We start from the raw sequence: 18407 nt of genomic DNA, 5'->3' as shown, positions 1-18407 counted from the left end.
GATCAGACGTAGCCCTCCTCGCCGCGCTCCTTCAGCTCGTCGACCAGCTTCTTGACGTCCTGGGCCCGGTCGCGGGGGCAGACCAGCACCGCGTCCGGGGTGTCCACCACGATCAGGTCGTGCAGGCCGAGGACGGCCACCAGCCGGCCCGACTGCGGCACCACCACCAGGTCCCGGCTGTCGTGCAGCAGCACGCCCGGCTTGCCGTCGATGCCGAGCACCACATTGCCGTCCGGGTCGGCTGGCAGCACCTCGCCGAGGGTGTGGAAGTCGCCGACGTCGTTCCAGCCGAAGTCGCCGGGCACGGTGGCCACCCGGCCGGCCGTCGCCGCGCCCTCCATCACCGCGTAGTCCACGGAGATCTTCGGCAGGGTCGGCCAGACGGTGCCGAGGATTTCGTCCTGCTCCGGGGTGCCCCAGGCGGCCGCGATCGCGGTGATCCCGGCGTGCAGCGCCGGCTGCTGCCGGGCCAGCTCGGCCAGGAAGACGTCCACCCGCCAGACGAACATGCTGGCGTTCCAGAGGTGCCGCCCGGAACGGACGTACCCCTCGGCCACCTCGGCGGCCGGCTTCTCCTTGAACTCGGTGACCGGACGCAGTGAACCGGCACCCGTCGGGTCGCCGGTCTCCAGGTAGCCGTAGCCGGTCTCCGGCCGGGTCGGGGTGATCCCCACCGTCATCAGCAGCCCGCGCTCGGCGCCGCCGATCGCCTGGCGCACCGTCTCCGCCCAGCGGGCCGGGTCACCGATCAGGTGGTCGGCGGCGAACGAGCCCATCACCGCCTCCGGGTCGCGCAGCGCGATCACCGCGGCGGCCAGGGCGATCGCCGCACAGGAGTCGCGCGGCGAGGGCTCCACGAGGATGTTCTCCTCCGGCAGGCCGGCCAGTTGCCGAGCCACCGCCGCGACGTGCGCGGCACCGGTGACCACCAACGTCCGCTCGGGTGTGGTCAGCGGCGCGAGCCGGTCCACCGTGGCCTGGAGCAGCGAGGCCGGGGTGCCGGTCAGCGGGTGGAGGAACTTGGGGTGGCCGGCACGGGACAGCGGCCACAACCTCGTGCCGCTGCCACCTGCCGGGATGACGGCGTAGAACATCAGCACATCATGCCCGACCTGACATGCTACGGACGCCGGGTCGGCCGGAGCGTCGGGAAGCCGTCAGGAACGCGCCCGGCTCCACGCCGCGATGTGCACCTCGGCGCTGGACTCCCAGGTGAACTCCTTGGCCCGGTCGAAACCGGCCTTGGCCAGCGAGAGCCGGCGGTGCTCGTCGTCCAGCAGGGCGGCCAGGTCGGTGGCGATCTGGGCCGGGTCCTCGCTGGTGTAGGCCACCGCGTCGCCGCCCACCTCGGGCAGCGAGAGCCGGGGCGTGGTGAGCACCGGCGCGGCGCAGGCCATCGCCTCCAGGATCGGCAGGCCGAAACCCTCGCCGTACGACGGGTAGGCGGCGACCAGGGCGCCGCCGAGGAATCCGGGCAGGTCGGCGTAGCGCAGGTAGCCCGGGCGGAGCAGCCGCAGGTGGGACGGAACCTCGGCCACCGCGCGGTCGATGTCGTCGTCGTGCCCCTGGCCGCCGGCGATGACCAGGGCCGGCGGGTCGACCCGGTCGGCCACCGCGCGGGCCCAGCCGCGGATCAGGTTGGGTACGTTCTTGCGCGGCTCCTTGGCCCCGAGGAACGCGATGTAGCTGCTGCTGCCCAGCCCCAGCCGGGCCCGGACCCGGGCCTTCTCCTCCTCGCTCGGGGCGTGGAAGGCGGCCTGGTCGACACCGTGGTACGCCACGTCGATCCGGGTCGGGTCGGCGTCGAGCAGCCGGATCAGCTCGTCCCGGGTGGCCTTGCTCGGCACGATCACCCGGTCGGCTCGGCGCAGCGACGTCTTGATCGCGCTGCGGAAGAACGTCCGGCGGGACTTGTCGTAATGCTCCGGCTCGGTGAAGAAGGTCGCGTCGTGCACGGTGACCGTGACCGGGCAGCCGGCCCGCAGCGGGCAGGTGTAGAACGGCGAGTGCAGCACGTCCGCGCCCACCTGCTGGGCGAGCAGCGGCAGGCCGGTCTGCTCCCAGGCGAGCCGGGCGGGACGGTGCGCGACCGCCGCCGGCGCGGGGAGGATCTCCGCCCCGGGCAGCATCCGGGTGTAGCGCTCCAGGTCGGTGCGGAGGCTCACCACGGCCAGGTCCACGCCGGAGCCGCAGACCTTGCCGAGGGCGCCGAGCAGGCCATCGACGTATCTACCGACGCCGCCACGGTCGGCGGGGACACTCGTGGCGTCGATGAGCACGCGGGGCGGGCGACCGGCGGTCACGGGGCGACTCCTCAGGATGGCGGGTCTGTGGTGAACAACACTGTCGGCAAGCCTACGCCGGGGCGGTGCCCCGACGCTGACTGCGACCCGACGGTACGCCGACTTGTCATCGACATCGAATACGGGCGGGGACCGCGTATCGTTCGCGCCGATGGCCGACAACATTGCCCGGGTCTTCGCCGACGCGTTCGCGACCGATCCGACCCGTCCCCTGCTGACCTGGTACGACGACGCGACCGGCGAGCGGACCGAGCTGTCCGGCGCGACGCTCGCGAACTGGGTGGCCAAGACGGCCAACCTGCTCGTCGACGAGGCGGCCCTCGCCCCCGGCGACACGGCCGGGGTGCTGCTGCCGCCGCACTGGCAGACCGCCGCGGTGCTGCTCGGCTGCTGGTCGGCGAAGTTGACGGTGGTCGACACGCCGGGTGCCGTGGACGTGCTCTTCGCCGGGGCCGACCGGGCCGCCGAGGCGGAGGCCTGGTCGGCCGGCGAGCGGTACGCCCTCGCGCTCGCCCCGTTCGCCGCGCCGCTGCGGCAGGTGCCATCCGGCTTCGCCGACTACGTCGTCGAGGTACGCGGCCACGGCGACCACTTCACCCCGTACCCGAAGGGCGGCGAGGCGGACGCGGAGCTGCTGGCCCGCGCGGAGGCCCGGGCGACGGCGCTGGGGATCACCCCCGGCGACCGCCTGCTGGTCGACGCGGCCCGCCACCCCGACCCGGTCGACTGGCTCCTGGCCCCGCTGACCCGGGCGGCCAGCATCGTCCTCTGCGGCAATCTGGACCCGTCCTGCCTCGACTCCCGGGCAGCGAGCGAGAAGGTCACCCGCACCCTCGCCTAGCGACCTTCCTGCGGTGATCGACAGGCCGGGTCAGGCGCGGGTGGGCTTGTCGGTGGGGGTGCGGCGCTGGGCGAAGGCGGCGAAGGCCGTCAGCGACTCCGGGTTCGCCAGGGCGCCCTTGGCGGCGGCGCTGTCGACCGGAGTGCCGGTGAGGATCTTCTTGACCGGGACCTCCAGCTTCTTCGCCGAGAGGGTCCGCGGGACGGCGCGGACCTGGTGGATCTCGTCGGGGATGTGCCGGGGCGACAGGGCCGTCCGCAGCTCGCGGCAGATCTTCTTCCGCAACGCGTCGTCCAGCTCCAGTCCCTCGGCCAGCACCACGAAGAGCAGTAGCTCCCCCGCGCCGCCCTCGTCGTCCTCCAGGTGCACCACCACCGAGTCGACGACCTCGTCCAGCCCCTCGACCACCGAGTAGAACTCGGCGGTGCCGAGCCGGACGCCGCCCCGGTTCAGGGTGGCGTCCGAGCGGCCGGTGATCACGCAGCCGCCGCGCTCGTTGATCGTGATCCAGTCACCGTGCCGCCAGACGCCCGGGTAGACCTCGAAGTACGCCTCCCGGTAGCGGACGCCGTCCGGGTCGTTCCAGAAGCCCACCGGCATGCTCGGCATCGGCGCGGTGATCACCAGCTCGCCCAGCTCCCCGATGACCGGGGTGCCGTCGGCCGAGCGGGCCTCCACCTTCGCGCCCAACGCCCGACAGGTGATCTCGCCGGCGTGCACCGGCAGCAGCGGGACGCCGCCGACAAAACCGGTACAGACGTCCGTGCCGCCGGAGAGGGACTGCAGCTGGAGGCGGTCGCCGACGTTCTCGTACACCCAGGTGAAGCCCTCGGCGGGCAGCGGCGCGCCGGTCGAGCCGACGCCGCGCAGCGCGGAGAGGTCGGCGATCGCCTTCGGCACCAGGTTGGCCTTGCGGCAGGCCAGCAGGAACGGCGCCGAGGTGCCGAAGTAGGTGGTGCCGGTCTCGTCGGCCAGCCGCCACAGCGCGCCCAGGTCGGGGTGGCCCGGGTTGCCGTCGAAGAGCACGATGGTCGCGCCCACCGCCGGCCCGGAGACCAGGAAGTTCCACATCATCCAGCCGGTGGTGGTGAACCAGAAGAACCGGTCCGCCGGGCCCAGGTCGTGGTGCAGGGCGAGCATCTTCAGGTGCTCCAGCAGGATGCCCCCGTGGCCGTGCACGATCGGCTTGGGCAGCCCGGTGGTGCCGGAGGAGTAGAGCACGTAGAGCGGGTGGTCGAAGGGCACCGGGGTGAAGGCCAGCGGCTCGTCGGTCTCCGCCGCCAACTCGGCCCAGGAGAGCGCCCCCTCCGGCGGCGGGCCGGCCGGGTCGAGGTACGCGATGCCGACGGTGTGCGCCAGCGACGGCAGGGCGGCCCGGATCGCGGCCACCTCGCCGCGCCGGTCCACCGGCTTGTCGCCGTACCGGTAGCCGTCGACCGCGACCAGCACCTTCGGCTCGATCTGCTGCCACCGGTCGGTGACGCTGCGGGTGCCGAACTCCGGCGCGCAGGAGGAGAAGATCGCGCCGAGGCTGGCGGTCGCCAGCAGCAGCACGTACGTCTCGGGGATGTTCGGCGCGTACGCCGCGACCCGGTCGCCGGGGCCGACGCCGAGCCGGCGCAGCCCCGCCGCCACCCGGCGGACCTGCTCGCGCAGCTCGGCCGCGGTCAGGGTGACCGGCGGGCGGGTCTGCCCGTGCGCGATCACCACCTGGTCGTCGTCGCCCCGGCCGGGCATCCGCAGCACGTTCTCGGCGTAGTTGAGCGTGGCGCCGGGGAACCAGCGGGTGCCGGGCATCGCCGGGTCGGTCAGCGTGGCGGTCGGCGGGGTGTGCGCGACCACCTCGAAGTAGTCCCAGATCGACCGCCAGAACGCGTCGAGGTCGGTGACCGACCACTGCCAGAGCGCGTCGTAGTCGGCGAACTCCAGCCCCCGGTGCTCGGCCAGCCAGCGCAGGTAGTCACCGATCCGGGACCGCTCGCGCACATCGGCCGGCGGCGTCCACAGCACGTCACCCACTGCTCCACCCTCCCTGCGGCCCGCACGACACTGTGACATGGGCCGTGCCGCCATCTTGCCCTACCTCGCAGCGCCATTCTCCGCACCGGGTGCCGTCCAGGGGGCGTGGCCGGCCCACACGCCCCGCCCGGCGGGTATGTGGACCGGGCGTCAGCCGGCGCGGGCGGCCTGGATCGCCCGACGCTTGGCCAGCCGGTGCGCCCGGCGGATCTCCGCCTCCCTGAACCGCCGCTCGTCCTCCGGGGTCTCCGGCAGCACCGGCCGGACCGCGCGCGGCGCACCGCCGACGTCCACCCCCACGAACACCAGGTACGCGGTGGCCACCCGGACCGGCTCGTCCTCGGCCGAGTCCCAGCGCTCGGCGACCACCCGCACCCCCACCTCCATCGAGGTGTTGCCGGTCCAGTTCACCTGGGCGTGGGCGTGCACCAGGTCACCCACCCGGACCGGCTCGGAGAAGACGATCTCGTCGATCGAGGCGGTGACCGCCGTGCCGCCGCTGTGCCGCGCCGCGGCAGCCCCGGCCACGTCGTCGACGAATTTCATCAGTACCCCACCGTGCACGGTCCCGTACAGATTGACATCGACTGCGGTCATGATGCGGCTGAGCGTGACCCGGGAGTACGACGTCGGCTTGCCCGCCGGCACGGTGGAGGGATGATCTGTCATGCCGAAAACGGTACGGTGCGCGGATGCGACATCTCTGGAGCTTCCTCGCCGGGTTGGTGGTGGCGCCCGTCACCTGGGCGCTCGTCACCCTCGGTCAGGACGGGTCTGGACGTACCGTGCACCGCTGGGTGGAGATCGGTACGTACAGCACGCCCAACCTGATCGAGCCGGCCGTCTACCTCGGCGTCGCCGGCATCCTGCTCGGCCTGCTCGGCACGCTGCGCTTCTCGCCGCTCGGTGCGCTCGTCGCCGGGCTGCTGCTGATCGCCCCGTACGTCGGGATGTTCATCGCGCCGTTCAAGGTCCGCGACTGGATCCCCGACGGCTGGAAGGTGCTCGGGGACCCGCTGCCGCTGCGCCAGCCGGTGGAGAACGGCACGGTGTTCCTGATCGGCGTGCTGCTGCTGATGGCGGCGCTCAGCGCGCAGCGCTGGCGGCGGTGGCCGGCGGCGGCGGCACCGACCGAGGCGGAGCTGACCTCGGCCGACAAGCCGGCCGAGAACACCTTCAGCCTCAGCCAGTGGCCGCCGTCCGGTGCCCGCAACGACCGGGACACCACCCCGCCCACCCTCGGCTATCCCGACCCGACCCCCACCGAATCGCTGCCCCGCCGGAGCACCGGCGAGTCGCCGTGGTCCGCGCCACCGCGCGCCACCACCCGACCGGAGGGCACCACCGAGATCCGATGACCGTCGCGGGCGGGCCGGTGACCCCGGCCCGCCCGCCCCAACGGTTCCGCCGGTCAGCCCTTGAGCAGCTGGCGGGCCATGACGATGCGCTGGACCTGGTTGGTGCCCTCGTAGATCTGGGTGATCTTGGCGTCCCGCATCATCCGCTCGACCGGGTAGTCGCGGGTGTAGCCGTAGCCGCCGAGGAGCTGCACCGCATCGGTGGTGATCTCCATGGCGGCGTCCGAGGCGAAGCACTTCGCGGCCGCGCCGAAGTAGGTCAGGTCCGCGTCGCCGCGCTCGGACTTGCCGGCCGCCGTGTAGGTGAGCTGCCGGGCCGCCTCCAGCTTCATGCCCATGTCGGCGAGCATGAACTGAATACCCTGGAACTCGGCGATCGCCTTGCCGAACTGCTTGCGCTCGCTCACGTACCCCTTGGCGTAGTCCAGCGCGCCCTGCGCGATGCCGACCGCCTGCGCGGCGATCGTGACCCGGGTGTGGTCCAGGGTCTTCATCGCGGTCGCGAAGCCGGTGCCCTCGGCGCCGATCATCCGGTCCGCCGGGATCCGGACGTTGTCGAGGTAGACCTCGCGGGTCGGGGAGCCCTTGATGCCCAGCTTCTTCTCCGGCGCGCCGAAGCTGACCCCGGCGTCGGACTTCTCCACGACGAAGGCGGAGATGCCCCGCGAGCGGGCTGTGGGATCGGTCACAGCGAAGACCGTGTAGTACTCGGAGACCCCGGCGTTGGTGATCCACCGCTTCACGCCGTTCAGGATCCAGTGATCGCCGTCACGCACGGCACGGGTCGTCATCGAGGCGGCGTCGCTGCCCGCCTCCGGCTCCGAGAGGCAGTACGAGAACATCGCGTCGCCGGCCGCCACCGGGGTCAGGTACTTCCGCTTGAGCTCCTCCGAGCCGGCCAGGATCAGCGGCATCGTGCCCAGCTTGTTGACCGCCGGGATCAGCGAGGACGAGGCGCAGGCCCGGGCCACCTCCTCGATCACGATGGCCGTGGCCAGCGCGTCCGCGCCGGCGCCGCCGTACTCGACGGGGATGTGCGGGGCGTGGAAGTCGGCCGCCCGCAGCGCGTCGTAGGACGCCTTGGGGAACTCACCGGTCTCATCCGCCTCAGCGGCGTGCGGGGCCACCTTGGCCGCACAGACCTCACGGACCGCCTCCCGGATCGCCTCGTGCTCCTCCGGCAACCGGTAGACGTCGAACGACTGCTCTGCGGCCATGTTGGCCCCTCCCCTTCACCGCTATCATGCCCAGTCTGTAGCGCCTGAGAACCGCCGACCGCGCAGAGTGAAGGATAGCGACCGGGGTTCTGGTGCTCCTTACCGCCGCGTAGGCTCGTGCGTGACAGGCGTCGACGCCGACCGGCGACCACAGAACGTCCCCCCAACCCGGTGCCCGGCCAGGCGCCGCAGCCGAACGCGACGCAAGGAAGCGCCGCCAGTGCGAGCGGAGAAGACAGGCGTGACGATCCCGTACCCGAACACCCAGCCGGTACCGGCCATCGCCGCGGTGACCCCGCCCTCCGGCGCGGCCCGGCCCCGGGTGACCTTCCTCGGCACCGGCTACCTCGGTGCGACGTACGCCATCTGCTACGCGGAGCTCGGCTACGAGGTGCTCGGCTACGACGTCGACGCCGACAAGATCGCCAAGCTGAACGCCGGCGAGGTGCCGATCCACGAGCCCGGCCTGGACGAGCTGCTGCGGCGCAACCTCGCCGCCGGCCGGCTGCGGTTCAGCACCGACATCGCGGAGACCGCCGAGTTCGGCGACGTGCACTTCATCTGCGTGGGCACCCCGCAGCGCGCCGACGGCATGGGCGCCGACCTGTCGTACGTCGAGGCGTCGGTGACCAGCCTGGCCCAGCACCTGACCCGCAAGGCGCTGATCGTCGGCAAGTCCACCGTCCCGGTCGGCACCGCCGAGTGGGTCGAGCAGCTGGTCGGCAAGCACACCCCCGCCGACCTCGGCGTCGAGGTGGCGTGGAGCCCCGAGTTCCTCCAGGAGGGCTTCGCCGTCGACGACGTGCTGCGCCCCAACCGGATCGTGGTCGGCGTCAAGAGCGAGTGGGCCAACGGCATGCTCTACGCCGCCCACAAGGGCGTCTTCGACCTGGCCGCCACCGAGGACCGCGAGGTCCCCCTGGTGGTCACCGACTTCGCCACCGCCGAGCTGGTCAAGGTCGCCGCGAACGCCTTCCTGGCCACCAAGATCTCCTTCATCAACGCGATGGCCGAGGTCTGCGAGGCCGCCGGCGGCGACGTCACCCAGCTGGCCCGATCGATCGGGTACGACCCCCGGATCGGCAACCGCTTCCTCCAGGCCGGCCTGGGCTTCGGCGGCGCCTGCCTGCCCAAGGACATCCGGGCCTTCCAGGCCCGCGCACAGGAGCTGGGCGCCGGCGAGGCGCTGCGCTTCCTGCACGAGGTCGACCTGATCAACCTGCGCCGCCGGACCCGGGTGGTCCAGCTCGCCGCCGAGCTGCTCGGCCGCCGCTCCGGCCCGGCCGGGCCGGACCTCTCCGGCACCCGGATCGCCGTGCTCGGCGCCACCTTCAAGCCGAACACCGACGACGTCCGGGACGCCCCGGCGCTCGCGGTCGCCTCGCTGCTCGGCAAGGCCGGGGCCGACGTGCACGTCTTCGACCCGCAGGGCACCGAGAACGCCCGCCGGGCGGTGCCCGAGCTGACGTACGAGGAGACCATGACCGACGCCGTCAGCGGCGCCGACCTGGTCTGTGTGCTCACCGAGTGGGCCGAGTTCCGCAACGCCGACCCGGTCGCCCTGGGTGAGCTGGTGCAGGGCCGGCGGGTGGTCGACGGGCGCAACTGCCTCGACTCCACACTGTGGACCCAGGCGGGTTGGGAGTACCGCGGCATGGGCCGCCCCTGACCCCGACCCGACACGTACGGCCGGCCGTGGAGCTGCTCCACGGCCGGCCGCTTCTTTTTGTTGCCCCCGACGCGGCGGCAACTGTCGAAATCCGCGCCCGGTCAGGGCATGCTTCGACAGTGGAGGTCCACACTGCGGGCCGGCCGGACGGAGGGGTGTCGTGCAGACCTTCAGATGCGCCTCGTGCGGGCGGCAGATCAAGCCGGCCATCATCTGCCCGCACTGCGGGGCCGACCAGCCGCAGTGGGCCGAGCACCTGGCGGAGATCGAGCGCTCGATCGCGGAGATGAAGGCGCGGGACGCCGAGATCGCCCGCGAGCAACGGCAGATCGCCGCCAAGATGCAGGCCGCCCTCTTCCAGCGGGACATCCTCGCGCACGCCGGCGAGGAACGGATCAAGCAGGCCACCCGTCCCCGCCGGGTGCTGCGCCGCCGACCGGGCCGCCGCCCGCCGACGGCCGCCACCGGCGCGCCGCCCCGGGTGCCCCGGCAGGGCACCCCGCCACCCAACCCGGACGACCTCCCACCGCCGCCCCGGTCCACCGCGCATTGGCTCGACGTGGACGACCCGGAGCACCCGCCGGAGGCCTCCTCCCGCGAGGTGCAGAACATCCCCCTCGGGCTCGGCGCGCTGCTGCTCGGCGTGGCCGCGGTGGTCTTCGCCGCGGTCGCCACCAGCTCGATGGACGCGTTGGCCCGGCTGGGCGTGCTGCTGGTCGCGACGGTGCTGATGCTGCTCGCCCCGCCGGTGCTGGCCCGCCGCGGGCTCACCTCGACCGCCGAGACGATCGCCGCGGTCGGCCTGCTGCTGGTGCCGCTGGCCGGGTACGCACTCTGGGCGGTCGACCGGATCGGCGGCGGCGCCTCGGGCGCGGTCTTCGCCGGGTCGATCTTCCTGGTGACCACCCTGGTGGCCTTCGGGTACGCCCGTGGGAGCTGGCTGCGCGCGCCGCGCTTCGCCACCGTGCTCGCCGCCCAGCCGGTGCTGCCGCTGCTGGCGTACGACCGGATCACCGGGCCGACCGGCTGGGCGCTGGCGCTGACCGCGGTCGCCGTGGTCGACCTCGCCCTGGCCCGCTCGGCGGTGGTCGTCGAGCGACCGGTCCGGCGCGACCTGCCCACCCCGCCACCGGCGGCGCCACCCCGGCAGCGCGCGGCCGAGGGCCGGCCGGAGGGGGACCCCGAGGAGTCCGCCGAGGTGCTCGGCGCGGAGGCGCCGGACGCCCCGGCGCCCGGACCGGTCCGGCCGGTGCCCTGGCTGGGCGAGCTGACCTGGGTGCTGCACGGCGCGGCGGTCGCGGTCGCCCTGGCGTACGCGGTCACCGCGCTGCTGCGCGCCGACACGGTGTCGGTCGCCATCGGCACGGGCGCGGTGCTGCTGCTCGCCGCGCTGGTGGGGCTGGGCGGGACGCTGGTGCTGCGTCGAGCGCCGCTGCCGGACGTCGGCGCCGGCATCGTCACCCTCGCGGTGATCGGCGCGCTGGGCCGGATCGCCTCGGTCGCCTTCCCCGGCCGGTCGCTGCTGCTCATCGCGGCGGTGATCACGCTCACCGGGCTGGCCGTGCGGGCCGTACCGGAGGCGGCCCGGCGCGGGCCGCAGCTCGCCTCGGCCGTGGCCCTGACGGTCAGCGGCCTGGTGGTGGCCGGCGGCGCGCTGCGGGCCGGGCTGGCGCCGGTCCGGGCGGCGCTGCCCGCCTGGGGGGCGGACCTGGACCGGTGGCACGCCACGCTGGCGGCGGCCGTCGGCCCGACCGGCTGGCAGCTCGCCGCGAGCGCCTTCCTGCTGACCGTCGCCGCGGTGATCGCCCTGCCACCGGAGATCCGGCGCGAGTTCGCGGTGCTCGGGGCGGCGCTGACCGCGCTCGCCGTACCGGCCTCGCTCGGTCTGGGTTGGACGGCCGCCCCCTGGCCGATGTTGCTGACCGCGGTGGGCATCGGCGTGCTGGGACTCTCCGCGGACAGCGGACGTTCCGCCGTGGTGCACGCGGTCACCGCGACCGGGTTGGGCCTGTTCGGCGCCGGGGCGGCGCTCTCCCGCCCGGCGCTGACCGCCGCCGCGCTGGCCACGCTCTTCCTGGCCGGCGCGCTGGTCTCGCTCGCGCCCCGGATCAGTATCGCCCCGGCCGCAGCGGACACGGTCTCCGGCTGGGCCGCCGGCGGGGCGGCGTTCGCGCTGCCGGGGGCGGTGGCCGCGTTCGTCGCCGCCACGGTGCCCACCGACCCGACCCCCACCCCGGCGAGCCTGCGCGAGGTCACCGTCCCGGTGCTCGCGGCGAGCTTCCTCGGCGTCTGCGTCACCCTCGGCTACGCCGCCATCCGCCAGGTGGCGCAGCGGCACCTCAGCCTGCCGCACGCCGTGGGGACCGGGCTCGGCGCGCTGGCGGTCGCCGCGGCCGCGTTCGGCGCGCCCGGCACGACCAGCGCCGACGCCTGGGTGGGCGCGCTGCTGCTCGTCGCCGCGGTGCTGCTCTTCCTCGCCCCGTCCATCGACCGGGGTCGCCGCTCCGACCTCTCGCTGGACGGGTCCGACCTGGCGGCTGCCGCGACCACCGTGGCGCTGATCGCCACCCTGGCCCGGATCGCCGCCGTGCTCGCGCCCGGTGGGCAGCTCGTGGTGGCGGCCGCGCTGGTGCTGGTGGTCGCCGTCGCGGCGCGGGCGATGCCCGAGGAATGGCGGCGCGGACCGATCCTCGGCATCACGGTCGGCGGCACGCTGATCGGCCTGATCGCCGGCTGGACCGCGTTGCGCGGCGGGGTCGGCGTGCTGGCCACTCCGGGGGCGATCTGGGCCGGCGACCTGACCGGCTGGCCGGCCGCGCCGACCGGCGGGGCGACCTGGCAGGCGCCGGTCGCGCTGGCGCTGCTGGCCGTCGCCGCCGGCATCCTGCTGCCGACGCCGTGGAAGTACGACGTGGCGGGGGCCGCCGTCGTGCTGGCCACCATCGGCACCCCGGCCGCCTTCGACCTGCCCTGGTGGTCTCCGGTGCTGGTGGGCGCCGCGGTCGCCACGATCTTCGGCATGGCGGCGGTCGCGGCGATCGACCCCCGGGCGGCGCTGTCCCGGGCCACCGTGGCCGGGGTGGTCGCCCTGCACGCGGCCGGCGCCGGGCTGGTCCGGCCGTGGACCACCGCGCTGGCGCTCGGCAGCATCGCGCTGATCGGCGTGGTGGTGGCCGCCCTGGCCCGGAGCCTCGCGCCGCCGCTGGTGGAGGACATCGAGACCGAAGGGATGCCGCCGCACCTGGTGCAGGTGGGCGGCGCGGCGGCGGGCGCCGCCCTGCTCGCGCTCCCCGGCGCGGTGGCGGCCCTGGCCGCCGAGTTCGAGCATTCCCCGCAGGTGGTGGTCACCGCCGCGCTGGCCGCGTCCAGCCTCGGCCTGGCCGCGGTGGCGGTGGTCCGCCGGCAGGTCCCGCAGTACCTGCCGTACGTGAGTGTGGCCGTGGTCGGCGGCGCGACGGTCAGCGCGGTGGCCGCAATCGTCACCGGCCTGCCCTCCGGGGTGTACGCGGCCGCGGCGGCGCTGCTCGGCGTGCTCGCCGAGCTGGTCCGGGCGGCCACCACCCCGCCGACCGGCTCGGCCCGGCCGGTGCGCCGCTGGTCGGTGCTGCTGGACGGGGCGCTGCGCCGGCTGCCGGACGACGGGACGGAGCTGCGCTGGCGGGTCAGCCCGGCGGCCGGGGCGCTCGCCGCGGCGGTGCTGCCCACCACGCTGGCCCTGGTGACGCTCGCGCCGCCGCTGCTCGTCGCGCTGGTCGAGCCGTTCCGGTCGCTGTCCCGGGTCTGGCAGGGGCCGCCGCCGGAGCTGATCACCCCGCCGGCGGACGCGATCGACCCGACGCACGTGCTGACCGCGCTGCTGCTCACCGTGACCGCCGCGCTCGCCGCCACCGGGTTCAGCGGCGGCCGGCGGTCCCGGGCCGTGCCGGTGGTGCTGCCCGGCGCCGCGGTCACCCTGCTGATCACCCCGGTGGCGCTCGGCCACGGCTGGCCGGAGAGCGCGCTCGCCGGGCTGGTGGTCTTCACCATCTCGATGCTCGGGTTGGCCCTGACCCCGCCACCGCCGCTGGTCGAGCCGGCGCGGTCGCTGCGGGTGACCCGGGTGCTGGTCTTCGCGATCGGGCTGGCCGCCGGGGGCGCCGGGCTGGCCGGCAGCCTCGCCACCCGGGAGCTGACCCTCTTCACCCTGGGCGGGGCGGTCGGCGTCGGCGCGGTCGCCGCGCTCTTCGGCACCACGCAGCGGGCCCGCATCCTCGGCTGGCTCTTCGCCTCGCTGATGGCGCAGCTCTTCGTGCTCACCCTCGGCCTGGTGGTCGGGTTGGCCGCCGTGTGGTCCGCGTTCGGGGTGCTGGCGGTGGGGGCGGCGCTGCAGGTCTTCGCCGCGACCCTGCCCCGGCTGCGTCGCCCCGAGGCGTACCGGGAGGCGGCCACCGTGGAGTGGAGCGGGTACGCCGCCGCCCTCATCGCGCTGGCCCTGGCCTTCGACTCTCCCCGGCACATCGCCGCGCTGCTGGCCGCCTGGGGCGCCGTCCTCGGGGTGGCCGCGGGCCGGCCGGGCCGGCGGCCGGTGGAGCGGCGGATCCTGTTCTGGGCGGTGGTGGCCTGCGAGATCAGCGCCTGGTGGATCCTGATGCGGGTGGCCGACGTGGCGCTGCCCGAGGCGTACACGCTGCCGTTCGCCGTGCTCGCCCTGCTGGTGGGGGTGCTGGAGCTGCGCCACCGGCCGGACCTGTCGAGCTGGATCGCGTACGGGCCGGCGCTGGTGGCCGCGTTCGTGCCGACGCTGGCCATCGTGCTGGCGACGGATTCCAGCATGCTGCGGCAGGTGCTGCTGCTGCTCGGCGCGGTGGCGGTGCTGATCTTCGGCTCGACCAGCCGGCAGCAGGCGCCGGTGATCGTGGGCGCCACGGTCACCGCGATCGCGGCGGTGCACGCGTTGTTCAGCCTCGGGCCGTGGCTGGTGCTGATCCCGGTCGGCTTTGTGCTGCTGGTGCTCGGGGCGAGCAACGAACGCCGCCGCCGCGCCCAGGAACGCCTGCAGACCGCCCTGCGCGGCATGCGATGAGTCGGAGGGTCATCGGGTCTGCGTCGAGGGCGGGCAGAGGGGGGCGACCGGGACTGATCGGCACTCGCTCACTGTCCGTGTCTGAGCCTCCGGACGGACGGCATGGTCGTATCGCCTTTGCTCTGCTGCAGCCCACGCAACAGCAACCGACGGTGACAGCCGCAGCCACGACCTGTCGGAGGAGTGGAAGAGAAAGCGCCAGCTCAGCACCGGTGTTGCGTAGGGTGAAGCAGAGCAAAGGCGGTGCGAGGATCCTCCGGTCCCGGCGCACCGATCACAGCAAGTCACCACCCGGCAGCATCGCGGGGAGTGACACCCCGGCTCAGCCGAGGGAGGCGCGGAGCGCGGCGTCCTTCTCGGCGACCAGCTCCTCCAGGCCCGCCTGGTACGCGGCCATCCGCTCCAGCAGCGCCGGGTCCGAGGCGGCCAGGATGCGCACGGCGAGCAGCCCGGCGTTGCGGGCGTTGCCGATCGACACGGTGGCCACGGGCACGCCGGCCGGCATCTGCACGATGGACAGGAGCGAGTCCATCCCGTCGAGGTGCTTCAGCGGCACCGGCACGCCGATCACCGGCAGCGGGGTGACCGAGGCGACCATGCCGGGCAGGGCGGCGGCACCGCCCGCACCAGCGATGATCACCTTGAGGCCGCGGTCTGCGGCGTCCCGGCCGTACTCGATCATCTTGACCGGGGTGCGGTGCGCCGAGATCACCGCGACCTCGTACGGCACCTCGAACTCGTCCAGCGCCTCGGCGGCGGCCTTCATGGTCGGCCAGTCGGAGTCGCTGCCCATGATCAGTCCGACGGTGCTCACTCTGGCCTTCCTTTCGTTCGCGACTGCGGGGCTCGCAAGCTCACTCCTCGCGCTCACTGTGTCCCTCGCGCAACCAGCGGGCGGCCCGTGCGGCCCGCGCCCGTACGTCGTCCAGGTCGTCACCGAGCACCGTGACGTGCCCGATCTTGCGGCCGGGGCGTACCTGCTTGCCGTAGAGATGCACCTTGGCGCCCGGCTCGGCGGCGAAGAGGTGGTGCAGTCGCTCGTCGATGGAGATCCCGCCCGGCTCGCCGCCGAGCACGTTCGCCATCACCACCACTGGCGCGGTCAGCGAGGTGTCCCCCATCGGGTAGTCGAGCACCGCCCGCAGGTGCTGTTCGAACTGCGAGGTCCGGGCGCCCTCGATGGTCCAGTGCCCCGAGTTGTGCGGACGCATCGCCAGCTCGTTGACCACCAGGCCGGTGGGGGTCTCGAAGAGCTCCACCGCGAGCAGGCCGACCACGTCGAGCGCGGTGGCCAGGTCGATGGCGAGCTGCTGGGCGCCGACGGCCAGCTCCTCGGGCAGGTCCGGGGCGGGGGCCAGCACCTCCACGCAGATGCCGTCGCGCTGGACGGTCTCCACCACCGGGTACGCGGCCACCTGGCCGAACGGTGAGCGCGCGACCTGCACCGCCAGCTCCCGGCGCAGCGCCACCCGCTCCTCGACGATCAGCGAGGTGCCCCCGGCCAGCAGGGTCGAGCCCAGCTCGGTGGCCTGCGCCGCGCCGTCGACCAGCCAGACGCCGCGTCCGTCGTAGCCGCCCCGGGCCGCCTTCAGCACCACCGGCCAGCCGACCTCGTCACCGAAGGCGACCAGGTCGGCCGGCTCGACGACCGGTCGCCAGGCCGGGTTCGGCGCGCCCAGCTCACCGAGGCGCTCGCGCATCACCCGCTTGTCCTGCGCGTGCAGCAGCGCGTCGGCCGGGGGGAAGAGCTTCACCCCCTCGGCGGCGAGGGCGCGGATGTGCTCGGTCGGCACGTGTTCGTGGTCGAAGGTGACCACGTCGCAGCCCTTGGCGAAGGTGCGCAGCGCCGCGAGGTCGGTGTGGTCGCCGTACTGGACGTCGGCCGCGACCAGCGCGGCGCCGTCGTCGGGGGCGAGCGCCAGCACGCGCAGCGACTGGCCGAGGGCGATCGCGGCCTGGTGGGTCATCCGGGCCAGCTGGCCGCCGCCCACCATGCCGACAGCAGGCAGTCCGGTACGGGAATCCATAGCGCCGCCAGCCTATCCGGGCGGGCCCCGGGCCCGCCCGGAGGGCGGGATCATCCCGCCGCGCCCACCGCGATCCGGCGGGGGGCGCGGGCCAGCTCCCGGGCGGTGCGCCGGGCGATCAGCACCGAGCCGATCGCCGTGGGCGCGAGCCAGGCGACCAGGTTGCCGTCGGTCATCTGTACGGCGAAGCCGGTCACGAAGGCGATCACGGTGCTGCCCATCAGGTTCAGGTGCCACACCCGCCAGCCCCGGCCGCCGAGCCCCCGGGGCCGGCGGCGGGCGAACCAGAGCCCGCCGAGCAGCCAGCCCAGGGTCAGCACGCCGAGGATCGCCAGCCCCCAGAGTCGGGCGGGGTCGAGAGCGAAGAGCCCCAGCGCGCTCAGGCTGAGCCCGACGGCGGCCACCGCGTAGACCCGGCCGAGCAGGGTGTGCCGGCCGCGACGCTTGGGGGCGAGGAGGATCGGCAGCGCGAGCAGCAGCCCGGTGGTGCCGCTGACCGCGTGGATGAGGACGAGAACGGTGTGCATGACCCCTCCCCCACAACCTCCCACTGTGGGAGGTCGACGGCTTCATCGTGCGACCTGACACAATGGGATGTCAAGCGAGAACGCGAAGGAGCACACCCCATGCCGGACCGGCCGTTGAACGCCACCGCCGCCTCCCTGCTGGGCTTCCTGCACGACGGCCCGATGACCGGCTGGGATCTGGTGACGGTCGCCGAGCAGCGGATCGGCGCGTTCTGGTCACTCACCCAGAGCCAGGTCTACCGGGAGCTGAGCGCGATGGCCGCCGCCGGACTGGTCCGGGCCGGCGAGCGCGGCCGCCGCGACCGCCAGCCGTACGAGATCACCGAGGCCGGCCGGGTCGCCTTCGCCGAGTGGGCCGCCCGGCCGCCGGCCGAGGAGACCATCCGGTTCCCCCTGCTGCTCACCGTGCTCTTCGGCCGGCACCTGCCGGCGGACCGGATGGTGGCGTTCCTGGCGCAGCACCGGGCGGCGCACGCCGAACGGCTGGGCGGCTACCAGCAGGTCGCCGCCGCGCTCCCGGAGGACGCCGACACGATCGACCCGTACTCGGTGGCCACCCTGCGCTTCGGGCTGGCGTACGAGCGGGCGGTGCTCGACTGGTTCGACGCGCTGCCGCCCGCGCTGCGCGACCCCGCCGCCAGGCCGGGGAACACGCCCGGCACGGAAGGCCGCCCGACCGGCGACGCGGAGGACTGACGGACAGCCCCGGCTGGGATGATCAGGTCATGACGACCCGCGAGACGTTGCGCGCGCTGCCGGTGCTGGCCCACCAGATGCCGTCCTTCGACCCGGCCGGCGCGCCGGCGGAGCCGATGACGCTCTTCGCCGACTGGCTCACCGAGGCCGTCGCCGCCGGCGTGGACGAGCCGCACGCGATGACCCTGTCGACCGTCGACGCCGACGGCGCTCCGGACGCCCGGGTGCTGATCCTCAAGGACCTCGACGCGACCGGCTGGCACTTCGCCACCAGCGCGATCAGCGCCAAGGGTCGCCAGCTCGCCGCCGACCCCCGGGTCGCGCTCACCTTCCACTGGCGGGAGCAGGGCCGCCAGGTCCGGCTCCGCGGCACCGCCCGGGCCGCCGACCCGGCCGTCTCCCGGCGGGACTTCCTGGCCCGGCCGGAGGGCTCCCGGATCGCCACCCTGGCCGGCCGGCAGAGCGCCGTCCTCGCCGACCGGGCCGAGCTGGACCGGGAGCTGGCCGACGTCCGCGCCCGGCTGGCCGCCGACCCCGACCTGGTCGCCGAGTCGCACACCGTCTACGCCGTCGCGCCAGCGACGGCGGAGTTCTGGCAGGCCGACCGGGAACGCCGGCACGTCCGGCTGCGCTACCGCCGCGCCGAGGGCGGGTGGGAGCGCGAGCTGCTCTGGCCGTGACCGGCCGC

The 18407-nt window shown here is 74.3% G+C and carries 14 protein-coding genes; 6 read left to right on the top strand and 8 right to left on the bottom strand.

The window, feature by feature from the left end; translation table 11 throughout:
- Positions 1–2: 2 nt before the first annotated feature.
- Complete coding sequence (locus ACTWO6_RS04875) at positions 3–1094, bottom strand: mannose-1-phosphate guanylyltransferase (RefSeq protein WP_446218446.1); 1092 nt, start codon at positions 1092–1094, stop codon at positions 3–5.
- Positions 1095–1157: 63 nt separating this feature from the next.
- Positions 1158–2303, bottom strand: coding sequence for a glycosyltransferase family 4 protein (locus ACTWO6_RS04870; protein WP_446218445.1), 1146 nt, complete (start codon positions 2301–2303; stop codon positions 1158–1160).
- A 151-nt stretch (positions 2304–2454) separates the two neighbouring features.
- On the opposite strand from ACTWO6_RS04870, the gene ACTWO6_RS04865 reads away from it, so the two are divergent.
- Positions 2455–3144, top strand: a complete 690-nt coding sequence (locus tag ACTWO6_RS04865) for a TIGR03089 family protein (RefSeq protein ID WP_446218444.1) — start codon at positions 2455–2457, stop codon at positions 3142–3144.
- Between the two features lie 30 nt (positions 3145–3174).
- Here the strand turns inward: ACTWO6_RS04865 and ACTWO6_RS04860 are convergent, their stop codons facing one another.
- Positions 3175–5163 carry an acetoacetate--CoA ligase gene (locus ACTWO6_RS04860; RefSeq protein WP_446218443.1) on the bottom strand — a complete coding sequence of 663 codons (1989 nt, stop codon included), beginning with the start codon at positions 5161–5163 and terminating at the stop codon, positions 3175–3177.
- A gap of 150 nt (positions 5164–5313) precedes the next feature.
- Entirely contained in the window at positions 5314–5832 is a 519-nt protein-coding gene (locus ACTWO6_RS04855; protein ID WP_446218442.1) for an acyl-CoA thioesterase, read from the bottom strand.
- 23 nt (positions 5833–5855) lie between these two features.
- Between ACTWO6_RS04855 and ACTWO6_RS04850 the strand changes: the two genes are divergently transcribed.
- Positions 5856–6521, top strand: a complete 666-nt coding sequence (locus tag ACTWO6_RS04850; protein WP_446218440.1) for a hypothetical protein — start codon at positions 5856–5858, stop codon at positions 6519–6521.
- Between the two features lie 53 nt (positions 6522–6574).
- Here the strand turns inward: ACTWO6_RS04850 and ACTWO6_RS04845 are convergent, their stop codons facing one another.
- Positions 6575–7738, bottom strand: coding sequence for an acyl-CoA dehydrogenase family protein (locus ACTWO6_RS04845; protein WP_446218439.1), 1164 nt, complete (start codon positions 7736–7738; stop codon positions 6575–6577).
- A 241-nt stretch (positions 7739–7979) separates the two neighbouring features.
- Here ACTWO6_RS04845 and ACTWO6_RS04840 point away from each other — a divergent pair, with 241 nt between their 5' ends.
- Together ACTWO6_RS04840 and ACTWO6_RS04835 are read left to right on the top strand one after the other, a co-directional pair.
- The gene (locus ACTWO6_RS04840; protein ID WP_446218438.1) at positions 7980–9407 is read left to right on the top strand and encodes a UDP-glucose dehydrogenase family protein; all 1428 of its coding nucleotides are present in this window, start codon (positions 7980–7982) and stop codon (positions 9405–9407) included.
- A 160-nt stretch (positions 9408–9567) separates the two neighbouring features.
- Positions 9568–14469, top strand: a complete 4902-nt coding sequence (locus ACTWO6_RS04835) for an SCO7613 C-terminal domain-containing membrane protein (RefSeq protein ID WP_446218437.1) — start codon at positions 9568–9570, stop codon at positions 14467–14469.
- A gap of 322 nt (positions 14470–14791) precedes the next feature.
- Here ACTWO6_RS04835 and purE read toward each other — a convergent pair whose 3' ends face one another.
- The 3 genes from purE to ACTWO6_RS04820 are packed head-to-tail and all read right to left on the bottom strand — an operon-like array spanning position 14792 to position 17023.
- The gene (gene purE / locus ACTWO6_RS04830; protein WP_446218435.1) at positions 14792–15283 is read right to left on the bottom strand and encodes a 5-(carboxyamino)imidazole ribonucleotide mutase; all 492 of its coding nucleotides are present in this window, start codon (positions 15281–15283) and stop codon (positions 14792–14794) included.
- Between the two features lie 40 nt (positions 15284–15323).
- On the bottom strand, positions 15324–16496 hold the full coding sequence (locus ACTWO6_RS04825; protein ID WP_446218434.1) for a 5-(carboxyamino)imidazole ribonucleotide synthase: 1173 nt from the start codon (positions 16494–16496) through the stop codon (positions 15324–15326).
- Between the two features lie 50 nt (positions 16497–16546).
- Positions 16547–17023 (bottom strand): hypothetical protein, encoded by a 477-nt coding sequence (locus ACTWO6_RS04820; protein ID WP_446218432.1) that lies wholly within the window; start codon positions 17021–17023, stop codon positions 16547–16549.
- A gap of 99 nt (positions 17024–17122) precedes the next feature.
- Between ACTWO6_RS04820 and ACTWO6_RS04815 the strand changes: the two genes are divergently transcribed.
- Together ACTWO6_RS04815 and ACTWO6_RS04810 are read left to right on the top strand one after the other, a co-directional pair.
- Positions 17123–17719 carry a PadR family transcriptional regulator gene (locus tag ACTWO6_RS04815; RefSeq protein ID WP_446218431.1) on the top strand — a complete coding sequence of 199 codons (597 nt, stop codon included), beginning with the start codon at positions 17123–17125 and terminating at the stop codon, positions 17717–17719.
- A 29-nt stretch (positions 17720–17748) separates the two neighbouring features.
- A complete protein-coding gene (locus tag ACTWO6_RS04810; protein WP_446218430.1) occupies positions 17749–18399 on the top strand; it encodes a pyridoxine/pyridoxamine 5'-phosphate oxidase in 651 nt (216 codons plus the stop codon).
- Positions 18400–18407 lie beyond the last annotated feature (8 nt).

It is taken from the genome of Micromonospora sp. IBHARD004 (assembly GCF_052814115.1).
The sequence above is the reverse complement of the archived record's forward strand: the minus strand, read 5'-3'. Positions and strand labels throughout refer to the sequence as shown.

Coding starts and splice junctions, on each gene's coding strand:
- ACTWO6_RS04875 (WP_446218446.1), bottom strand. CDS start 1,094: ATGTTCTACGCCGTCATCCCGGCAGGTGGCAGCGGCACGAGGTTGTGG.
- ACTWO6_RS04865 (WP_446218444.1), top strand. CDS start 2,455: ATGGCCGACAACATTGCCCGGGTCTTCGCCGACGCGTTCGCGACCGAT.
- ACTWO6_RS04855 (WP_446218442.1), bottom strand. CDS start 5,832: ATGACAGATCATCCCTCCACCGTGCCGGCGGGCAAGCCGACGTCGTAC.
- ACTWO6_RS04850 (WP_446218440.1), top strand. CDS start 5,856: ATGCGACATCTCTGGAGCTTCCTCGCCGGGTTGGTGGTGGCGCCCGTC.
- ACTWO6_RS04845 (WP_446218439.1), bottom strand. CDS start 7,738: ATGGCCGCAGAGCAGTCGTTCGACGTCTACCGGTTGCCGGAGGAGCAC.
- ACTWO6_RS04825 (WP_446218434.1), bottom strand. CDS start 16,496: ATGGATTCCCGTACCGGACTGCCTGCTGTCGGCATGGTGGGCGGCGGC.
- ACTWO6_RS04820 (WP_446218432.1), bottom strand. CDS start 17,023: ATGCACACCGTTCTCGTCCTCATCCACGCGGTCAGCGGCACCACCGGG.
- ACTWO6_RS04815 (WP_446218431.1), top strand. CDS start 17,123: ATGCCGGACCGGCCGTTGAACGCCACCGCCGCCTCCCTGCTGGGCTTC.
- ACTWO6_RS04810 (WP_446218430.1), top strand. CDS start 17,749: ATGACGACCCGCGAGACGTTGCGCGCGCTGCCGGTGCTGGCCCACCAG.